At 30.7% G+C, this 20,144-nt stretch carries 17 protein-coding genes; 9 read left to right on the top strand and 8 right to left on the bottom strand.

Features of this window, described 5'->3' with window-relative positions; translation table 11 throughout:
* Positions 1–374: 374 nt before the first annotated feature.
* From ACQY1Q_RS06415 to ACQY1Q_RS06405, 3 genes are all read left to right on the top strand, one after another.
* Positions 375–929: a DUF2589 domain-containing protein gene (locus tag ACQY1Q_RS06415; RefSeq protein WP_431004468.1), complete on the top strand. Its 555-nt coding sequence runs from the start codon at positions 375–377 to the stop codon at positions 927–929.
* A gap of 62 nt (positions 930–991) precedes the next feature.
* Positions 992–1,681 (top strand): hypothetical protein, encoded by a 690-nt coding sequence (locus ACQY1Q_RS06410; protein ID WP_431004467.1) that lies wholly within the window; start codon positions 992–994, stop codon positions 1,679–1,681.
* An 84-nt stretch (positions 1,682–1,765) separates the two neighbouring features.
* Positions 1,766–2,302 (top strand): hypothetical protein, encoded by a 537-nt coding sequence (locus tag ACQY1Q_RS06405; RefSeq protein ID WP_431004466.1) that lies wholly within the window; start codon positions 1,766–1,768, stop codon positions 2,300–2,302.
* Between the two features lie 46 nt (positions 2,303–2,348).
* Here the strand turns inward: ACQY1Q_RS06405 and gldD are convergent, their stop codons facing one another.
* From gldD to mutY, 4 genes are read right to left on the bottom strand one after another with little or no spacing between them, the layout of a single operon-like run.
* The gene (gene gldD, locus ACQY1Q_RS06400; protein ID WP_431004465.1) at positions 2,349–2,900 is read right to left on the bottom strand and encodes a gliding motility lipoprotein GldD; all 552 of its coding nucleotides are present in this window, start codon (positions 2,898–2,900) and stop codon (positions 2,349–2,351) included.
* Positions 2,893–4,194, bottom strand: a complete 1,302-nt coding sequence (gldE, locus tag ACQY1Q_RS06395; RefSeq protein WP_431004464.1) for a gliding motility-associated protein GldE — start codon at positions 4,192–4,194, stop codon at positions 2,893–2,895. The genes gldD and gldE overlap by 8 nt, the downstream gene beginning before the upstream one ends.
* Before the next feature lie 19 nt (positions 4,195–4,213).
* Positions 4,214–4,666, bottom strand: coding sequence for a single-stranded DNA-binding protein (locus ACQY1Q_RS06390; RefSeq protein ID WP_431004463.1), 453 nt, complete (start codon positions 4,664–4,666; stop codon positions 4,214–4,216).
* A gap of 37 nt (positions 4,667–4,703) precedes the next feature.
* On the bottom strand, positions 4,704–5,750 hold the full coding sequence (gene mutY / locus ACQY1Q_RS06385) for an A/G-specific adenine glycosylase (protein ID WP_431004462.1): 1,047 nt from the start codon (positions 5,748–5,750) through the stop codon (positions 4,704–4,706).
* A 190-nt stretch (positions 5,751–5,940) separates the two neighbouring features.
* Here mutY and ACQY1Q_RS06380 point away from each other — a divergent pair, with 190 nt between their 5' ends.
* The 6 genes from ACQY1Q_RS06380 (at position 5,941) to ACQY1Q_RS06355 (ending at position 15,249) form a co-directional block, all read left to right on the top strand.
* Positions 5,941–9,279, top strand: coding sequence for a SusC/RagA family TonB-linked outer membrane protein (locus ACQY1Q_RS06380; protein WP_431004461.1), 3,339 nt, complete (start codon positions 5,941–5,943; stop codon positions 9,277–9,279).
* Between the two features lie 12 nt (positions 9,280–9,291).
* Positions 9,292–10,776 (top strand): RagB/SusD family nutrient uptake outer membrane protein, encoded by a 1,485-nt coding sequence (locus ACQY1Q_RS06375; protein ID WP_431004460.1) that lies wholly within the window; start codon positions 9,292–9,294, stop codon positions 10,774–10,776.
* A gap of 10 nt (positions 10,777–10,786) precedes the next feature.
* Complete coding sequence (locus tag ACQY1Q_RS06370; protein ID WP_431004459.1) at positions 10,787–11,647, top strand: substrate import-associated zinc metallohydrolase lipoprotein; 861 nt, start codon at positions 10,787–10,789, stop codon at positions 11,645–11,647.
* A 6-nt stretch (positions 11,648–11,653) separates the two neighbouring features.
* Entirely contained in the window at positions 11,654–12,892 is a 1,239-nt protein-coding gene (locus tag ACQY1Q_RS06365; RefSeq protein ID WP_431004458.1) for a DUF4302 domain-containing protein, read from the top strand.
* Between the two features lie 229 nt (positions 12,893–13,121).
* Entirely contained in the window at positions 13,122–13,418 is a 297-nt protein-coding gene (locus ACQY1Q_RS06360; RefSeq protein WP_431004457.1) for an HU family DNA-binding protein, read from the top strand.
* 286 nt (positions 13,419–13,704) lie between these two features.
* Complete coding sequence (locus tag ACQY1Q_RS06355; protein WP_431004456.1) at positions 13,705–15,249, top strand: Rne/Rng family ribonuclease; 1,545 nt, start codon at positions 13,705–13,707, stop codon at positions 15,247–15,249.
* A 78-nt stretch (positions 15,250–15,327) separates the two neighbouring features.
* Here the strand turns inward: ACQY1Q_RS06355 and purD are convergent, their stop codons facing one another.
* The 4 genes from purD to ACQY1Q_RS06335 all read right to left on the bottom strand — a co-directional run bounded on the left by purD (position 15,328) and on the right by ACQY1Q_RS06335 (position 20,142).
* Entirely contained in the window at positions 15,328–16,602 is a 1,275-nt protein-coding gene (gene purD, locus ACQY1Q_RS06350; RefSeq protein ID WP_431004455.1) for a phosphoribosylamine--glycine ligase, read from the bottom strand.
* A 303-nt stretch (positions 16,603–16,905) separates the two neighbouring features.
* Positions 16,906–17,679 carry a galactosyltransferase-related protein gene (locus ACQY1Q_RS06345; protein ID WP_431004454.1) on the bottom strand — a complete coding sequence of 258 codons (774 nt, stop codon included), beginning with the start codon at positions 17,677–17,679 and terminating at the stop codon, positions 16,906–16,908.
* Position 17,680: 1 nt separating this feature from the next.
* Positions 17,681–19,036, bottom strand: coding sequence for an undecaprenyl-phosphate glucose phosphotransferase (locus tag ACQY1Q_RS06340; RefSeq protein ID WP_431004453.1), 1,356 nt, complete (start codon positions 19,034–19,036; stop codon positions 17,681–17,683).
* Positions 19,033–20,142 carry a glycosyltransferase gene (locus tag ACQY1Q_RS06335; protein WP_431004452.1) on the bottom strand — a complete coding sequence of 370 codons (1,110 nt, stop codon included), beginning with the start codon at positions 20,140–20,142 and terminating at the stop codon, positions 19,033–19,035. The genes ACQY1Q_RS06340 and ACQY1Q_RS06335 overlap by 4 nt, the downstream gene beginning before the upstream one ends.
* Positions 20,143–20,144 lie beyond the last annotated feature (2 nt).

Raw genomic sequence — 20,144 nt, 5'->3', positions numbered from 1 at the left:
ACAATTACAAATAACTGTACCTAATTTTTAAAATCGTACTAATTTTATAACCGATAAGTTTGGTATAACAGTCAAACTTGTCGGTTTTTATTTGACTTCATTCTAACTTTTTACAAACATTAGAAAAACAACTCTACGCAAATCTTTATTTTAAACATAATACAACCAAAAACACAACAAAACACAAAATAATTTTGTATTTTGTTGTTTAAATAAAACATTTGTTGTATCTTTGCTTCGTAGTTAATCATAACTTCCATTTTTTAAGCTTAAATGACGCGAAATAGTGTAGCTAACTAAATCGCAAACAAAAGGAAAAAACCGAAAATCCTTATGTAAAAGAGTAGGTAAAAAATTAAAAAAAGTTAAAGATTATGCCAGTAAGTCCAAATGAAATTGCCAATATTAATTTTAGTGCAATGTTAGGAAAACCGCTTACCGCGGTAGTAGATGCTCAGGCCGCAGCCGCAATATCTACAGTTGATTTTATAAACGAAGTAGGATTAGATGATTCAGGTAATATAAAAAACGTAACCTTTATTTATAAGAAACTAATTGATGGTACTGAAAATGATGTTACGCTTACCACACCTTTATTAGCTATTGTTCCTATTCCTTTTATTAGAGTAGCAGAAACTACTATTGATTTTAATGCAAAAATCTCTAGTGTAACCAAATCTTCAACCGATACTTCTCACGATTTAAACCTTAGCACCAATGTAAATTTGCGTTGGGGATTCGGGAGAATGAATTTTAAAGGAAGTTACGCCTATAAAAAGAAATCTAGCAACTCCGATGAAGCAAACAGACTTTATAGTATGAATATCAGAATTCATGCTGTACAAGACGAAATGCCTCCTGGCATGAGTAAAGTGCTTGATATTATGGAAGAGCTAATTACTGAAAGTGCGAATCCAACTGCGGGATAAAACTTAATTTCTAATTACAAAAGGAAACCTCTTAAGAGGTTTCCTTTCTAAAAATTACCATTATGATTACTTTAAAAGATTATTTAGGCGGCATATATAAAGAAATTACCAATGCAAAAGTTCAGTCTGATTTAGAAACTTTAGTCATTGCACAAGAATATTTAAACGACCCAATGCTAAAACATTTTTCGGTTCCAAATATTAGAATGAAAAACATTGAACTCAATATTCCGGTAGCCATTGACACCGTAAACTTTTCTCCTTATGCCAATGTTACTGAAATAAAAATGAACGAAATTTACGAACATGCCTTTAATAGCTCATATGAGACTTTTTACAAAAAAACAACTCCTATTGACGTTACAGAAAAGGTAATTCCTATTATTAATGAAGCTTCAAAGAAATTTGTTTTTGACTTTCAAAGTATTGATACTAACTCTATAGATATTGTTAACAATTTTGTTACGGAACAAACAATCAATTTTGCTAAAAATACGTACAGTTATTTCGAAGGAATTACCAGCTATCAGGAATATGAAAAAAATGATTTATTAGTGGTTAAAACTGATTTTGACGCATTACGACCTGTTATGTCTGACATTCCTGTTATAGTAGAAACACAGAAGTTAAAAGACATTAATGCATCAGGTAACTTAATTACCATTAAAATGAATGTATATAATGATAATATGGAGTGGACTACAGAAGCTAATGAAGACGGATCGTATACCGATGTTTTAACATACGAATAATATTGTTTTTCTTCATTTTTGAACCATCATACATCACAAATAACAACATCATATAGATGAAATGTTTAGCTTAAATTTATTCACATGAGAACAAGTATATTAGAAAAACACACTTTCTTTGAAACTTCAATTATGAAAGTGGTTTTAATCTCTGAATTATTCCGTAATAAATCATCAAAATTCTTCAGTTCATTAGATGAGTGGTTACTAGATAATGAAAAAATGCTAAAACAGCTTGGCTATACCGAAGCTAGTGAATTTAGTATTCTTCAAAATCAAATTAGCTCTTTAAAGCTAAAAGACATTCAGCACAAAAAGCGTCAGCAATTTTTATTAAGCTCTGAATGTTTAGAAAAAGCTCACTTAATTCTAATTCAACTGCAAGAACCGATTAAAACCAAAATAGCTCAAGGGAAGGAAACCATAAAACAAATTTTAACCGTTATAAAAGAAGTTCCTGATTTTGCCAAAAACAAAAAAGAGCATTTTGATACTTATATTAAACGTCTTTGGTCAAAATTAAAAACGGATGATCAATTCAAAGCCATCTGTATGCAAATAAGGACAGTCCTTCCGGAAATTGATGTGCTAAGAATTATTGCAGATGAAATTGAACTGTAATTTTATAAAAGAGGCTACAATTATGTTGTGGTCTCTTTTTTATTTTCTAATTATTCCACTGCAACGTTTCCATCATTCTAATCATATCTTTTTTTACATACTCTACTGCCGGATAAATAGAATCATAATTTGGTTTTACATAAAAAAACAAAGAACCTTTTATAAAATGTTTAGTGCTATCTGTTGCATGAAATTGTACTTGTGAGGCTGCATTACCTGCTATTTCACACATTTTCCCGTAAACTTTATGGGTATCATTTGTAAAATCTATCCATGAAATATGATCTGCCTTTACCGTATGCTCTAACACTAATTTTTCAGCTTCAATTAATAACTCTCTCAAATTATTATTAACCGGTCGGTAAGTAATATCAACCGATGCTTTTAACTCCGGATATTGAACATTTAACCAATTTTTAGGCAACTCTTTTATAGCGGTATTATCAGCTACCTCAAAAGTATAAGGTCGTTGTATTCCTAGTATATGGTATTCCTGTTCAGGGTATTCTAAACTTAAATATGCTTTGGGTTTGGGTATGGTTTCTTCACCACAACTTATTAAAATTATTGCTACAAAAAGCAACAGTATTTTACGCATTTCTGGTAACTTTTACTTGTTTTATACGTCGTTTATCTAAGGCTTCAATAGTAAACGTATAATTACTAAAATTTATTTTCTCTCCTTTTTTAGGAAACTTTCCGGATACTTCTAAAATAAATCCTGCTAAAGTTTCACTTTCTCCCTTTGCTTCTTCAAACTTTTCTTCATCTTCATCATCTAATACTCTACAAAAATCTTTAATAGTTATTTTTCCGTCAAAAATATAATTATTTTCATCTAGCTTAGAGTATGATAAATCTTCATCATCAAACTCGTCGTTTATATCTCCAACTATTTCTTCAATAACATCTTCTAAAGTAACAATACCACTTGTTCCTCCATACTCATCAACTACAATAGCTAAGTGATTTTTTTTGTCTTGAAATTCTTTAAGCAGATCATCTAACTTTTTATTTTCGGGCACAAAAAAAGGTTCTCTAACCAATGATTGCCACTCAAATTCGGTTTTATTTAAATGTTCCAGTAAATCTTTTGCATATAAAACTCCAACAATGGTATCAATATTATCACTATAAACCGGATTGCGTGAGTATCCGTTTTTCAATATAATTTTAAGGACTTCTTCATAACTTGTAGTGTTTGAAATAGCACAAACATCTGTTCTGGGTCTCATAATTTGAACCGTTTCTGTGTTTCCAAACGTTACAATTCCTTCTAATATCTTTTGCTCTTCTTTGGTTGTTGCATTATCAGAAGTTAGCTCCAGTGCCTGAGAAAGTTTTTCTACAGATAAGTTATTGTTTTTATTTCCTAACTTATTTTCAATAGCCGTTGTTAGTTTTATAAGTGGTAAACTTAATGGAGTTAATAATGTATTTAAAAGCTGAATTGGCTTAGACATTAAGTTTGCAAACTGTAATGATTTTCGGGTTGCATACACTTTAGGTAATACTTCTCCAAAAAGTAAGATTAAAAAAGTAACCAATACCACCTCAATAAAAAAACGTACTCCTTCTGAAAGTCCGTTAAAAAAAACCTCTCCTAATGAAGCAAATATGAGTACAATTAAAATATTTATAAAGTTATTCGTAATAAGTATTGTACCTAATAATTTTCTGGGACGTTCAAGCAGTTTCACAATAACACTCTTTCCTTTTGTTTTTTCAGAAAGACTATCAAGTTCAGTTTGTGATATAGAAAAGAAAGCAACTTCAGTTCCTGAAATTAATGCTGAACAAATCAACAAGGTAAACAACACCAATATATGCAAGGTTGTTAGCCAATCTATATTTAAAAGTATATTTAAAAGAGGTTCGGGTTCTGAATCCAAAATTTAAAGTTTCGTTAGACTAAAATGGTAAATCATCTTCTTCCTCATATGATGGTGGTGTACTATCATGAACACTAGGGTTATTAGAAACCTGAGGCTGGTTCATTTGCGGTGGCATTGCGCTATTATTAGGATCTTTTTTAGTTGATAAAAACGTCATATCCTGAACTTGTATTTCTGTTGTATATCGCTTTTGTCCATCAACTTCATATTGACGATTTTTCAAGCGTCCTTCAACATATACTTTATCTCCTTTTGTTAAATATTTTTCACAGATTTCAGCCAGTTTATTGCGAACTACAATATTGTGCCATTCTGTATTTGTGATTTTTTCTCCGGTTTGACGGTTTGTATAGGTTTCATTTGTTGCTATTGGAAAACGACCAATTGAATTTCCTCCTTCAAAATAATGCATTTTTACCTCATCTCCTAAATGCCCAATTAAAATAACTTTATTTATGGTTCCTGCCATAGCCTTGAATTATTGTGTAAAATCAAATATACAAAAATTACTTTTGCAGCTTTAAGTATTGGTTTAAAAACTTCTCTATTAACACGGGTACCGGTTTTTCAATTACCTCTTCCCATTCCATGATTGCGCTACTCATTTCATTTGTGTTAACAATCCAGAATTGAGTATATAAATGTTGATGCGACAGTTTGTGAACAATTTCTTCTTTATTAAATAACTTTACAGTTACCTCTTGAGTAAACAATTTATTAAACTCTTGAGTACTGATAAGTTCATGAATGTTAACATTTTTAGTGGTTTCTATTAAAGGAAATTGATACAAACCTTGCCAAATTCCTTTTTCTTTTCTTTCTTCTAAAACAGTTGTGTTATTAGTAGTAACCACTACCATATAGTTAAAAAAACGATTTTTAACTTTTACTTTTTTTTCTTTAACTGGTAAATCTTTAACCATATTTTTTTGAAAAGCTATACATGCCTCAGATAGCATGCAAGTATCACATAACGGATTTTGTGGTTTGCAATGCAAGGCACCAAAATCCATAATCGCTTGATTGTAATTTCCGGGAGTTTCTGTATTAAGTACGTTTTGAGCCAACTCTTTAAACTCTTTAACTCCTTTTGTTGTATTAATAGGAGTTTCTACACCAAAAAAACGTGATAAAACTCGATAAACATTTCCGTCTACCACAGCTACCGGTTCATTAAAACATATCGAGGCTATGGCAGAAGCTGTATAATCTCCTACCCCCTTTAATTTAACCAGCTCTTTGTATGAATTCGGAAAAATTCCTTGCAATTCATTTGCTACATATTTTGCGGTGTAATGCAAGTTTCTAGCTCTTGAATAATACCCTAATCCTTGCCATAATTTCAACACAAAACTTTCATCAGCATTCGCAAGATCAAAAACAGTTGGAAAGGCTTCTGTAAACTTTAAGAAATATGGCAACCCTTGTGAGACCCTTGTTTGTTGTAGCATAATTTCACTAAGCCAAACAACATAAGGATCTTTAGTTTCTCGCCAAGGCAAAGATCTATTGTTTTGCAAATACCATTTTATTAACTCTTTGTTAAAAATCATAAATTTTTTTGTAAAATTTCAAAAAAAACCACCCTTTTTGTTTAAAAAATAGTTTAATTATTGCTTTTTTTAAACATTAAGTAGGGAAAATAATTTTATATTTGTTTTATACTTTGGTTGTTCCCTTATTTTTTAAACTTTTAACGAGTAACTAAAGAAAACAAAATTTTTAACTTAATTCAAACAATTTATGTCCAAAATTACGAAAACTCTCGTACTGTTTTGTCTATTTGCTTTGCATCATTTATTTGCTCAGCAAAAAGTTGTAACTGGTGTTGTTTCTGATAAATCAGGACCTTTACCAGGCGTTACAGTACTGATTAAAAACTCTATCAAAGGTACAGAAACTGACTTTGATGGAAATTTTAGTATTAAAACCAATGAAAATGACATTCTGGTATTTAGCTATATCGGTATGCAAACGGTTGAACGCAATGTTAAAGGGGTTAGTACTATTAACCTAATCATGCAAGAAGATTCAAATGTTCTAAATGAAATTGAAGTAATTGCAACCGGTTATGACAAAATTAACAAAAAAACCTTTACTGGTTCTGCTATTTCTGTTGGAATAGATGATCTAAAATTAGATGGAGTTCTAGATGTAACTAGAATGTTAGAAGGTAGGGTTGCAGGAGTCAATATCCAAAACCTTTCTGGAACTTTCGGTACTGCTCCAAATATTACTATTAGAGGTTCTTCTTCTATTTTTGGCAACAACACGCCTCTTTATGTAATAGATGGTGTTGTTCAAGAAGATACTATTGAACAAAATTTTGATCAACTTACCTCTGGTGATCCTTCTACCTTAATAAGCTCTTCCATAGCCGGTATAAATGCTAATGATATTAAAAAAATAGACATTTTAAAAGATGCCTCTGCTACCTCTATTTACGGAGCTAGAGCTCGTAACGGAGTAGTTGTTATTACAACAAAATCCGGCAGAAAAGACTCCCCATTAAAACTAAACTATAATTTAGAACAAACAATACGCGACATACCTTCATATAACAACTTTGACTTATTAAACTCAAAGGAAAGTATGGCTATCTTTAGAGAAAATGAAAGTAGAGGTTTTTTCCAACTACCTAGTGTTTCTAGAGGCAGATATGGTGGTGTTTATTATATCAGAGCTACTGCTTTAGATAATTATAATGAGTCAACTGGAATGTTTGAATTAGGAAATACACCTGAAGTTAGAGAAGCTTTTTTACGTAAATATGAATTAGCCAACACTAATTGGTTTAAAACATTATTTAGAAATAATACTTTAATGCAAAATCATTCTTTAAACCTTTCTGGTGGTAGTGAAAGTAACTCCTACTATGCATCTGTAAGTTTTTTACATGATCCGGGATGGACTATTGCTGATAAAGTAACTCGTTTTACAACTAATTTAAAAAACACCTTTTATTTTTCCGATAAGTTCAATGCTACTTTTGCTGTAAACGCATCTATAAGAAAACAAAAAGCACCTGGTACATTCAGTAGAGAATCAGACCCAGTAACAGGAGACATATCTCGTGAATTTGATATCAATCCATTTAGTTATGCCTTAAATACCTCTAGAACGTTAAGACCATATAACGATATTGGTAGATATGAATATTACAGAAATAACTGGGCTGATTTTAATATCTTAGAAGAAATAGCAAATAATTTTATTGATATTAATCAAAGAGATATTCGATTCCAATTAGATGCTTCTTATAAAATAACAGACAATATTACCTATGATTTTAATGGGGCTGGTCGTTTTGTTAACACTGTAAGAGAACATAATGTAAGAGAAAATTCAAATGTGGTTAGAGCTTACAATGCTGATTCTTCCACTGTTTTAAGAGATGATAATATCTTTTTATACCAAGACCCTACAGATCCTAATGCTTTACCTGTTGCTGTTTTACCAAACGGTGGTATCTACTTTAAAAATGATGACTATCTAACAACTTTTTATGCTAGAAACAGCTTTAAATATGACAGCATGTTTAATGGTAAACATAATTTTAATGCTTTATTAGGGCAGGAAATTAGATTTGTAAATAGAAATTCTGACAACTTTACAGGATATGGATTACAATACGACAATGGTTTAACAGCATTTACAGACCCTAGAATTCTTGAAAAATTAATAAACGGAGGAGATGTTTATTTTGGATTAACTAAAGAAAGAGAAAGAACAGTAGCTTTCTTTGGTAAAGCTACTTATTCTTATGACGATAAATATGTTTTCTCTTTAACAGGTAGATATGATGGTTCTAACAGGCAAGGTAGAAGTACCAGTTCAAGATGGTTGCCTACAGGAACTATAAGTGCAAAATGGAATGCCAGCAAAGAAAATTTCTTAGCTAACTCAAAAACCATAAGTAACTTACAATTTAGAACTTCATACGGATTAGTAGCCACTCCAGGGAATGCAACAAATGCATTAGCTATTTTTACAAGTCAAATAGCAGATAGACTTCTACCTGCAGACAGAGAGAATTTTTTAAATATATCTGCTCTACAAAACTCTGAATTAACATGGGAGAAACAATATGAATTTAACATTGGAGTAGATTTAGGGTTGTTTAACAACCGTGTTAACTTAATAACAGATGTTTACAAAAGAGATATTTTTGATAATATCGATTTTGTTAGAACTTCCGGTATTGGCGGACAATTTATAAAACAAGGAAATAACGCTGATGTTGAAACTTATGGTATAGAATTCACATTAGACACTAAAAACATAGCAACCAATAACTTTACATGGTCTTCTAATATTAATTTCTCATATTTTGACCAAGAAATTACAAAATTAGATAACACTCCTATCGCTTTCGATTTAGTAGATCAAACTGGAGGTAATGTTACAGGGTATCCTATTAACTCTATGTTTTCTTTTCAATTTGTAGGTTTAAATAACCAAGGTATACCTCAATTCATAAACAAGGATGGTGAGGTAGCTTCTGTTTTAGATTTTCAAAACAATGAAAACTTAACAGATTATTTAAAATATGAAGGTTCTGTAAACCCTAATATTTCAGTTGGATTTTCAAACAATTTCACCTATAAAAATTGGGATTTAGGAGTTTTAATAACCGGTAGTGGAGGAAATAAGGTAAGATTAAATCCAGTATTTAGTTCAACTTATTCTGATACAAGTATTTTCTCAAAGAGCCATGTAAATAGATGGCTTAACCCAGGTGATGAGAATATAACTAATATTCCTGTAGTACCAGACCCTTCTGCTTTTCAAAGAAACACCAACTTAAGAGCTGTTTACAATGCATATAATTATTCAACGGAACGAGTAGCAGATGGGGATTTTTTACGTATGAAAAACATATCTATAGGGTATTCATTTAATAAAGAATTAGTTGAAAAATTAGGTTTATCACATTTAAAAATGAAACTTCAAGGAACCAACTTATTTCTTTTATATGCTGATTCCAGACTCAACGGACAAGATCCTGAATTCTACCAAACAGGGGGGGTTGCATTACCTATTACAAGACAATACACTTTTTCTCTAAACTTAGGATTTTAATAATATAATAGTATGAAAAATAAAATAAACAATTTTATATTATATGCTACATTAGTCTTCACTTTTGTAGGATGTAGTGAATATTTATCTGAACTACCAGATAATAGAACATTAATTGATTCTCCTGATAAAGTTTCTCAATTAATTACAGCTGCATACCCTGATCAAGATTATGCTTTGATGGCAGAAATAATGTCAGATAATGCTGATGATAAAGGTAATATCTCAAATGTCGAGCAATTAGATTTACAACTATATCAATGGCAAGACTCTAATTTAGAAGAAAGAGGTTCACCAGTTAACTACTGGAACGCATGTTATGAGGCAATTTCGCAAGCAAACCAAGCTCTAGCTTCTATTGAAGAACTAAAAAACACGTTTGACTTGAATGAACAAAAAGGAGAAGCCTTATTAGCCAGAGCCTATGCTCATTTTATGTTAGTCAACTTTTGGGCAAAACATTATGATGCAACAACAGCTTCTACTGACCTAGGAATTCCTTATGTATTAGAACCAGAAACTGTACTTTTTAAAACTTATAAAAGAAATACAGTGCAAGAAGTATATGATTTAATAGAAAAAGATTTAATTGAGGGACTTTCAATAGTTGGTGACAATTACAATTCTCCTAAATTTCATTTTACAAAAAATGCTGCTAATGCATTTGCTGCCAGGTTTTATTTATACAAAGGTCAGTGGGACAAAGTAATTAAACATGCAGATAGAGTAGTTACTAATCCTGCTTCTGAAGCTAGAGATATGGTTGCTTATGGAAACATGAATTTAACAGGAATAACAATGTTATACAACAGTGTTGACGAGCCTGTCAATTTATTAATTATTTCTACAAACTCAATATGGGCAAGAAGACATAGATCTTCACGATTTGGATTGTCAGTTGATAAAATAAGACCTCAATTATTTACAGGATCATCAAACCCTTTTAAAAAGAATTGGGCATATGACACCTATAGATCCAACCAGTACACTTATTTCACCCCTAAGTATAACGAATATTTTAAGTATACAAATGAAAGTGCTGGTATAGGTTTCCCTTTTTTAGCACAAACAATGTTTGATAAAGATGAAGTAATACTAAATAGAGCAGAAGCATCAGTTATGTTAGAAAATTATAATGAAGCCTTAATTTACTTAAACGGATATATAGGAAACAAAACAAAAGGTTATGATCCGAGTAGTGATATACTCACAGAAACTAATATTCAAGCAAACTACCCTGTTGTTGCTAATGAATTTACACCATCCTATGGTTTGAATGACAAACAAGCTTCTTTTATCAAAGCTATAGCAGAGTTTAAAAGAAGACAGTTTTACCATGAAGGCTTCCGTTGGTTTGACGTAAGACGTTTTAACTTAAGTATTACACACGAATTAGATAATGGACCAAATGTAGTACTTGAAAAACAAGATTTAAGAAAACAACTACAAATACCTTTAACAGCTCAAAGTGGAGGTTTACAGCAAAATCCAAGATAAAACAAATAGTATGAAAAAAATAAACAAATTATTACTAAGCATTAGCGTGTTGGGGCTAATTTGCACATCATGCGTAACAAAAGAGGATGATTTAGGACCAAGTAATATTGACATTTCAACACCCATATTAAATGAAACAGATATATGGTTAAGAGGCAACTATACAACTCCTTATAACATTGAAGTTTCATACAAGTGGGAACCTGGAAAGGTTGATTTAAACAGATATTTACATCCCCCTTTAATAGAAAATGTCAAACCTGCAATGGAAGCTATTAAAGCTGTTTGGGTTGAACCATACACGCAATTAGGTGGTGAAAACTTTATAAAAAACATAGCACCTAGAGAAATTCTCTTAGTAGGAGGACAAAACATAAATCCTGGTGGAGCAACTTCTGTTTTAGGTTTAGCTGAAAGCGGAATGCGAATCGTGTTTTTTGAAGTAGATAATCAAGATTATAAAAATAAAGATCAATTAATAAAATTCATTGGAACAATTCAACATGAATATATACATATTTTAAATCAAAGAATACCCTTTGACGAAATAGCTTATAGAAACATTACCCCATCTGATTATACAGGACAATGGTTCGAGATATCTAATGCTGAAGCCAGAGAATTAGGGTTTATTTCTGCTTATGCAAGAGCCAATGAACATGAAGATTTTGCAGAAATGATAAACGCAATGTTATCCTCAAATAAAGCGGATTATGACACCCTAGTTAATAGTATATCAAGCGATAAAGCAAAAGAAGATATCCGAAAAAAAGAAGCTATAGTAGTTAAATACTATAAAGATAACTTTAATATCGACCTGTATGAATTACAAGAGTTAGTAGCAAAAAATGTTGATGAATTCACTAAATAATAAAAAATGATAAAAAAACATATAACTAAAATACGTATACTTTTGGCTTTATTCGCTCTATCGTTTTTCTTTACATCTTGTAGTGAAAATAAAGAAGAGCTATTTAACCAGTCACCTACTGAACGTATGGAACAGAGAGAGAAAGAATTAAGAGACTTACTTCTTTCTTCAGAACACGGATGGAAAACAGTATATTTCACAGATAATAATAACCTAGGAGGATATACATTTTTATTTAATTTTTTAGATGAATCTAAAGTTAAAACAATAGGTAACTTTAATGATAATATTTCACCTATTGAAAGCGAGTATACCATAGGCTTAAATACTACAACAACTTTAATATTTACAACGAAAAGTGAGCTTCATGAGTTATCTGATTCAGGCAATTCAGCTCCTTTACCAAATTTTGGTGGTAGTGGTTACAAAGGTGATTTTAACTTTATGTATTATGGTGTTGAAAATGATGAAATTATTTTTAAAACCTCTAGAGATTTTGTTGAAGTAAGATTTAAAAAGGCTACAGCAGAAGATTGGACAAACTTTCAAAACTACCAGGATATGAAGAATTATTTAAACAATTCCTCAGGTCATTTAGCTTACCAAATAGATGGTGAAATATACAATTTTTCATACAATGGTAAGAATGCTATTAGATTTGCTACTAGCTTAGAAGGAAATAGCAATTTGAATTTTGGAGTTGGTTTTTCTTCAGACGGAATTATAATTTCACCAGCAATTGACGTAAATGGTACAAAGTATTCTGAATTTACGCTAAATAAAACAGAAAACAAATATGTTTCTTTAGATGGTAACTTTTCAATTACTATTGTGGCAAGCCCATTAGATATGTCACTTGTATGGAGAACCCAAATTAACCCTACTCTTAACTCAGCCTCTTTTATTCAATCGTTTAATGGTGTAAAAACTGCACACGATGCTGTTTTCCCTACTTTACCTTTGGGAGATATAATTGCCTTTGGAGACGGTGAGATCGTTTATGACTTAGGAGGTCGTTTTGTAGCTATCCATAACATGTCTTATTCAGGTGTGTTAGGAGATGATACACTACTTAGTATAGGCAAACAAACTCCTGGTTTGAATTGGAGTTTTGTGCCCCATTTAAACCCTATGGTAGATCTTATAATAAGTAAGTCTCCTTATAAAGTACAATCTATCAATCCAGATGTTGCTAGATTAACTAGTGAAAGTGATGCTGATTTCTGGTTTATTATTATCAAGTAAAACCCTTGGTCTCATTAAACTTACTAGCGTTAAAAACCCTGACATTTGGTTCATTTTAGAACTATAAAAGTTTTTAAAAGTTAAAATACATTACATACCCCAGTGATTTTCAAAATCTTGGGGTATTTTTATAATATGTAATTTTTAGTTTTAAACTTTTCGGAATAGATTAATTATCATATATTTGCATCCTCAAATTTTAAAGAAAACAAATAAAAAAATATTTATAATGACAAAAGCAGATATCGTATCTAAAATTTCGGATAAAAGTGGAATTGAAAAAGCAGATGTTTTAGCAACTGTTGAAGCGTTTATGGATGAGGTGAAAGAAGCATTAGAGAACGGCGATAATGTATATTTAAGAGGTTTTGGTAGCTTCATTATCAAAAAAAGAGCTGAGAAAACAGGTAGAAATATTTCTAAGAACACTACTATAAAAATACCTGCGCACAACATTCCTGCTTTCAAGCCTTCAAAAGTGTTTACAGAAGGTGTGAAAACTAAGGTTACAGTAAGCAAGAAATAAAAGTATCTGTAAATAAAGTATTAACCAAAAAGCCGGGCTTTCGGCTTTTATAAAAACATTTTAATTATGCCAAGTGGTAAGAAAAGAAAGAGATCAAAAATCTCAACTCACAAAAGAAAGAAAAGAGCAAGAGCAAATCGTCATAAGAAGAAAAAGTAAGCAGTAGCTTACTTTTTCGTTTGCTTTTATAGCTTAACAAGTTCATTGACATCAAGGTTTAAAATACCTGTTTACAAATTTTAATCCGTCTTCGTATATTATACGTAGGCATAAAAACGACATTCAGATGAAAACAGAATTAATTATTCGTTCCAATTCTTCTGATATTGATTTTGCCTTACTAAGAGATGGTAAACTTATCGAATTAAATAAAGAAACGAGCGACAATAAATTTTCCGTTGGTGATATTTTTTTAGCAAAAATAGGAAAAGTCATGACCGGTTTAAATGCCGCTTTTGTAAATGTCGGATATCCCAAAGATGGTTTTCTTCATTACCATGATTTAGGTCCGCAAGTACAATCTTTAAACAAATTCATTAAAAAAGTAAGCACAGGTAAATTTAAAGAATTCACTTTAAAAAACTTTCGTTCTGAAGAAGATATAGACAAAGACGGAAGTATTAATGATGTACTAAAATCAGGTCAAAATTTATTAGTACAAATTGTAAAAGAACCTATTTCTACCAAAGGACCTCGTATTAGTTCAGAGCTATCTATAGCTGGTAGATATTTAGTTTTAGTTCCTTTTTCTAATAGAATTTCAGTATCACAAAAAATAGCTGATAATAAAGAAAAAGAACGTTTAAAAAGATTAGCAAAAAGCATAAAACCAAAAGGGTTTGGGCTTATTTTACGTACTGTTGCTGAAGGAAAAAAAGTAGCAGAACTTGACAAAGATTTACAAAATTCACTTGAGCGTTGGAAAAACATGTGTAAACGTATTGCAAATACTAATACACCAACAAAAATTTTAAGTGAGTTAAATAGAGCATCTTCCATTTTGAGAGATGTAATGAATGATTCTTTTACAAGTATTGTAACCAACGATGAAGCTTTAGTGCTTGAAATTAAAGAGTATTTACGGGAAATATATCCTGAAAAAGAAAATATTGTGAAACTTCATAAATCACAAATGCCAATTTTTGAAAAATATGGCATTGAAAGACAAATAAAAACGTCGTTTGGTAAAACAGTTTCGATGAGCAAAGGCGCTTATTTAGTAATAGAACATACAGAAGCTTTACATGTTATTGATGTAAATAGCGGTAACCGTTCAAACAAAGCCTTAAGCCAGGAAGAAACTGCATTAGAAGTCAATTTAATAGCTGCCTCAGAAATTGCCAGGCAATTACAACTCAGAGATATGGGTGGAATTATTGTAGTTGACTTTATTGATATGAAAAGTGCTGAAAACAGACAAAAATTGTATCAGCATTTAAAAGAAGCAATGTCTTTTGACCGTACCAAGCATAAAATATTACCTCCAAGTAAATTTGGTTTGGTGCAAATAACAAGACAACGTGTAAGACCTGAATTACATATAAAAACAAGAGAACCGAATCCTAATAAAAACGGAGAAGTAGAAGCTCCTATAGTTTTAATAGATAAAATTGAATCAGAATTAGAACGATTAATAAATGGTGAAGAAAACCATAAAAATATTACATTAAACGTTCATCCGTTCATAGCCGGTTATTTAACCAACGGAATTAATTCTATTCGTTTTAAATGGTTCTTAAAACATAAAAAGTGGATTAAAATTTTACCTAGAGATGCTTATTTATACTTACAATATAAGTTTTCTTATACTAAAAATAAAAAAAGTAAGTAAGGTTTAATCTTATTATGAAATAAAAACCCCTATCATTAATATATGATAGGGGTTTTTTCATTTGTATAGCTCTCAATATTATACTAAATCAAATCCGATATCTTTTCTATAATACATATTCTCAAAAGATATTTTATCAATACTTGTATACGATTTTTCTAAAGCTTCTTCTATAGTATCTCCAAATGAAGTTACCGCCATTACTCTTCCTCCGTTAGTAACTACTTTTTCTGCTGTTTTTTTAGTTCCGGCATGATATACTGTAGAGTTATTAACGTTAGTATATCCTGTTATTTCTTTCCCGTTTTCATACGCTTCAGGATATCCTCCTGAAACCAGCATAACGGTAACAGCTGTTTGTGGAGTTACCTCATATGACTTACTCTCCAACGTTTGGTTAGCAACCCCCTCAAATAACTCAACTAAATCTGATTGGATTCTTGGTAATACAACTTCAGTTTCCGGATCTCCCATACGAACATTATATTCAATCACAAACGGATCTCCATTTACATTCATCAATCCTATAAAAATAAAGCCTCTATAATCAATACCTTCTTTTTGCAAACCATTTACCGTAGGTTTTATTACACGTTCTTCTACTTTTTGTATAAAAGCATCATCTGCAAAAGGAACCGGTGAAATTGCCCCCATTCCTCCGGTATTTAAACCGGTATCTCCTTCTCCTATTCTCTTGTAATCTTTTGCTGAAGGTAATATTTTATAGTTTTTTCCGTCTGTTAATACAAAAACAGACAACTCAATTCCATCTAAAAACTCCTCAATAACTACTGTTGAAGAAGCATTTCCAAACTTTTGGTTAGACAGCATTTCTTCCAACTCAGCTTTTGCTTCCTCTAAATCATTAATAATTAAAACTCCTTTACCGGCAGCTAAACCATCCGCTTTTAATACAAATGGTGGATTTAATGTTTCTAAAAAAGCCTTTCCTTCTTGAAGTGTTGTTGCTGTAAATGATTGATATTTTGCTGTAGGTACTTGGTGCTTTTCCATAAATTGTTTAGAAAAGTCTTTACTTCCTTCCAACAAAGCCCCATCTTTTTTAGGTCCGATAACCGGAATATTTTTCAGCAATTCATCTGCCAAGAAAAAGTCATGCACTCCTTCAACTAAAGGAGCCTCAGGACCTACAACAACCATGGTAATATTATATTGTAAAACAGCTTCTTTAATCGCTTCAAAATTTGTAGGATTAACATCTAAATTTGTTGCTACTGCAGCTGTTCCTGCATTTCCGGGTGCTACAAATAATTGGTTTATTTTATTACTTTCTGCTATTTTCTTAGCAAAAGCATGTTCTCTTCCTCCTGAACCTAATATTAAAATATTCATTGATGTGTGTTGTTTTGTTAGTGCAAATATATTTGAAACAACAAAGAGAGCACTTAAAAAGCCTCTCTTTTTTTATTATTTCTATCTTTTCAAAACACAAGTGTTATAATTTATTCCTTCATCAAAACTTGTACAAGACTAAAAAATTAATATTTATGTATTGTACACATCTGTACAAAAGTTTTATTTTTTTATAAAACATTGTACAAAAATTATTTTTCCCTTTTGTACAAGACTAAAAATAAAAAAATTTTATCTTGTACAAATTAACCTGTTTTATTAGAGCTCAACAGTAAGTAACCCTTAACTAAACCCCCATTTTTTAAAATATTTAATAGCTGAAACTATGTGATAAAATAATGGCTTAATTTTTTTTGAAGATTCTTGTTTTAAATTATGATATACCTGCTCCAATGGATAATACATTTTCTTTAGCCCAGTTGCATCAATTTTTTTACAGATATCTATGTCTTCCATATACAAAAAGTAGCGTTCGTCAAAACCATTTAGCTTTACAAAATCGGATGTTTTATATAATTGAAAACATCCTGTTAAATATTCAGGATAAAATGGTAACGATAAATCTTTATCTGCATACTGACCTTTTTCTATTATGTAAGAAAACAGCGATTTTAAGGGGCTTATTCTTCTTATAAACAATTCGATAATACTAGGGTATCTTCTACATGAATATTGAAATTCTCCGTTTGGAAATAATATTTTTGGTGCTATCATTGCCAATTCACTATCCTTGCTAAGCTCTTCACAAAGCTTAAGAATAATCATTCCTCTAAAAATAACATCCGGATTGAGTATTAAATGAAATTCAGAATTTCTATCGATATAGTTTAATATTTGATTGTGTCCTCTTCCAAAACCTACATTCTTTCTATTCTCAATATAATCAATTTCACTGTTTTTAAACACGTTTTTGAAACGAGCATTTTTTGTATTATCAATTAAATATAATTTTTTTGAAACCGGTATAGATAAAAAACTATCTATAGTTAATTGTAATTCATCTAAACTTTCTTTATATAAAACTATTGATGCTGATATGTTAACTTGTCCCTTCAACTTAATACGCTTTTTCTTCTCCTTTAAAAATGTTAGCCACTGTTTTCGTTATTATTTTAAAATCTAATCCTATAGACCAATTTTCAATGTAGAAAATATCCATACGAACTCTGTTTTCTATATCTTTTTTTTTCTTCACTTCCCCTCTATAACCACTAACCTGTGCCAACCCTGTTATCCCCGGCTTTACAGCCTTTCTTTTCATATAGTTAGTTATTTCTTTTGTGAATTTTCCGGATTGCTCATTCATATGAGGTCGAGGGCCTACCACGCTCATGGAACCTAACAAAACATTAAAAAACTGAGGAAATTCATCTAAACTTGTTTTTCTGAGAAAAGCTCCTATTTTAGTAATTCTATTGTCATTTTTACTGGCGTGTATTTCATCTGCTAAACTATTTACATACATTGACCTGAATTTGTAACAAATAAAGTCTCCTCCGTTTAATCCTTCTCTTTTTTGTTTAAAAATCACAGGGCCTTTGGATTCTAATTTAATTAGAATAAAAAGAATTGGATACAGCCATGATAAAATAAATACGCAAACGAAAAACGAAAATAAAATGTCAAAAATTCTTTTAATAATTCTATTTTCAATAAGCTCAAAAGGCATTTTTTTCACCTTCAACACCAAGGTGGAATCGCCATAAAATTCTGAAGTTATATTTTTATTATACAACTCATTGGCATTAGGAATAAGTTTTATGATTCTATTATTCTTAGTAGCAAATTTTGTTATTTTTTTCACTTCCTTTTCATCTAATTCCGTTAAAGAGCAATAAATTTCGTCTATTTCATTTTTTATTATATAAGCAAAACTCTTCTTTATTTTTCCTAAATACTCGGGTGTTGTTTTTTCTTTATCAGTAAAAAAACCACAAAACTGATACCCTAATTCTTTATCTTTTTTAAAGATTTCAATTATTTTCTTGGCTGAATTATCACTTCCTAAAACAATTACTTTTCTATAATTTTTTCCGTAGGTTCTGTATTTTTTTAGAAGATATAATCCTAAGAGTTTAAAAAAAGTAACACTTGTAAAAAGCATTACTAAAAACTTTGCTTGATTATTTACCACTATTCCTTCTCTAAAAACAGAGAAGTAAGAAAAATAACCCAAGGTAAAAATTAACGCTTGTGTTATTAAAAGGTTTCCTATTCTAAAAAATGAGGTATATCTGTATACTTCATAAAATTTAGTAAATAAAGAAGAAATTATCCAAAACAATATAGAATATCCTAAAAAGTATGGATTGGTATATTCTGCATCATTTTGGAGAAATGCAGCAGCGCAGATTATTAATACGTCTATGATTAAAAATATCAGATTTATGTATTTTGAGTATCTTTTTTTCAAGAGTAAAATTCCTTTATTTTTGCTTCTACAAATTCCTTTATTTCTCTTTCAAAACGTTGTTTGCTAAAACGTAATGCATTTTTTCTTATTCTTTCTGCATCAAATTCTTTTTTTTCAAAACTACTTATTGCTTTTACTACATCTTCAATCCTTTGTTTTTCAAAAAACACCCCCGTTTCTCCTTCTATAACCGTTTCTAATAATCCTCCTTTTTTATAAGCTATCACCGGGGTTCCACAGCTTTGCGCTTCTACCGGTAAAATACCAAAATCTTCATCGGCAGCAAATACTAATGCTTTTGCTTCTTGCAACAAAGTTACCATAGCTTCCTTACTTGCTTTTCCTGTAAAACGTATATTGTTTTTTGCTAATTTTTCTAGTTTTTTTCTTTCCGGTCCATCACCTACTACTATCAATTCCTTCTCCGGAAGTTCATTAAAAGCGTTTATAATAATGTCTATTTTCTTATAGGAAACCAACCTTGACGCCGCTACATAGTATTCTTTTTTTTGGTGTTGCAATTGAAAAGAATCGGTATCTACAGGCGGATAGATTACAGTAGCTTCTCTATGGTATATTTTTTGAATTCTCTTAGCTATATAGTGGGAATTAGCTATAAAGTAATCTACCCTATTACTACTAATAACATCCCATTGGCGTATTTTGTGCAATACTGATTTTGCATACCATCCTTTAATTCCGGTGAGTAGGTTTTTACTTTGTAAATAATCAAAATACAAATTCCAAGCATAACGCATAGGAGAATGACAATAACAAATATGTAATTGATTTTGGTGCGTTAAAATTCCTTTTGCTACTGCAGATGATGATGAAATTATGACATCGTAATCGCTTACGTTAAAACTTTCTATGGCTAATGGAAAAAATTGCAAATACTTTCTATGATTCTTTTTAGCTCCCGGTAATTTTTGTATAAAACTGGTAGTAGATGCTTGTCCTTTTAAAATAGCATTTCGGTCTTTTTCATCCAAAAAGTCTATCAATGAAAAGTAATCAAAATCACTCCAAACATCGGTTATCGACTGAACGACTTTTTCTCCTCCTGCATTGGTATAAAACCAATCATGTACCAGTGCTTTTTTCATAA

The organism is Tenacibaculum sp. TC6 (assembly GCF_050606265.1).
Classification (GTDB): domain Bacteria; phylum Bacteroidota; class Bacteroidia; order Flavobacteriales; family Flavobacteriaceae; genus Polaribacter.
The sequence above is the reverse complement of the archived record's forward strand: the minus strand, read 5'-3'. Positions and strand labels throughout refer to the sequence as shown.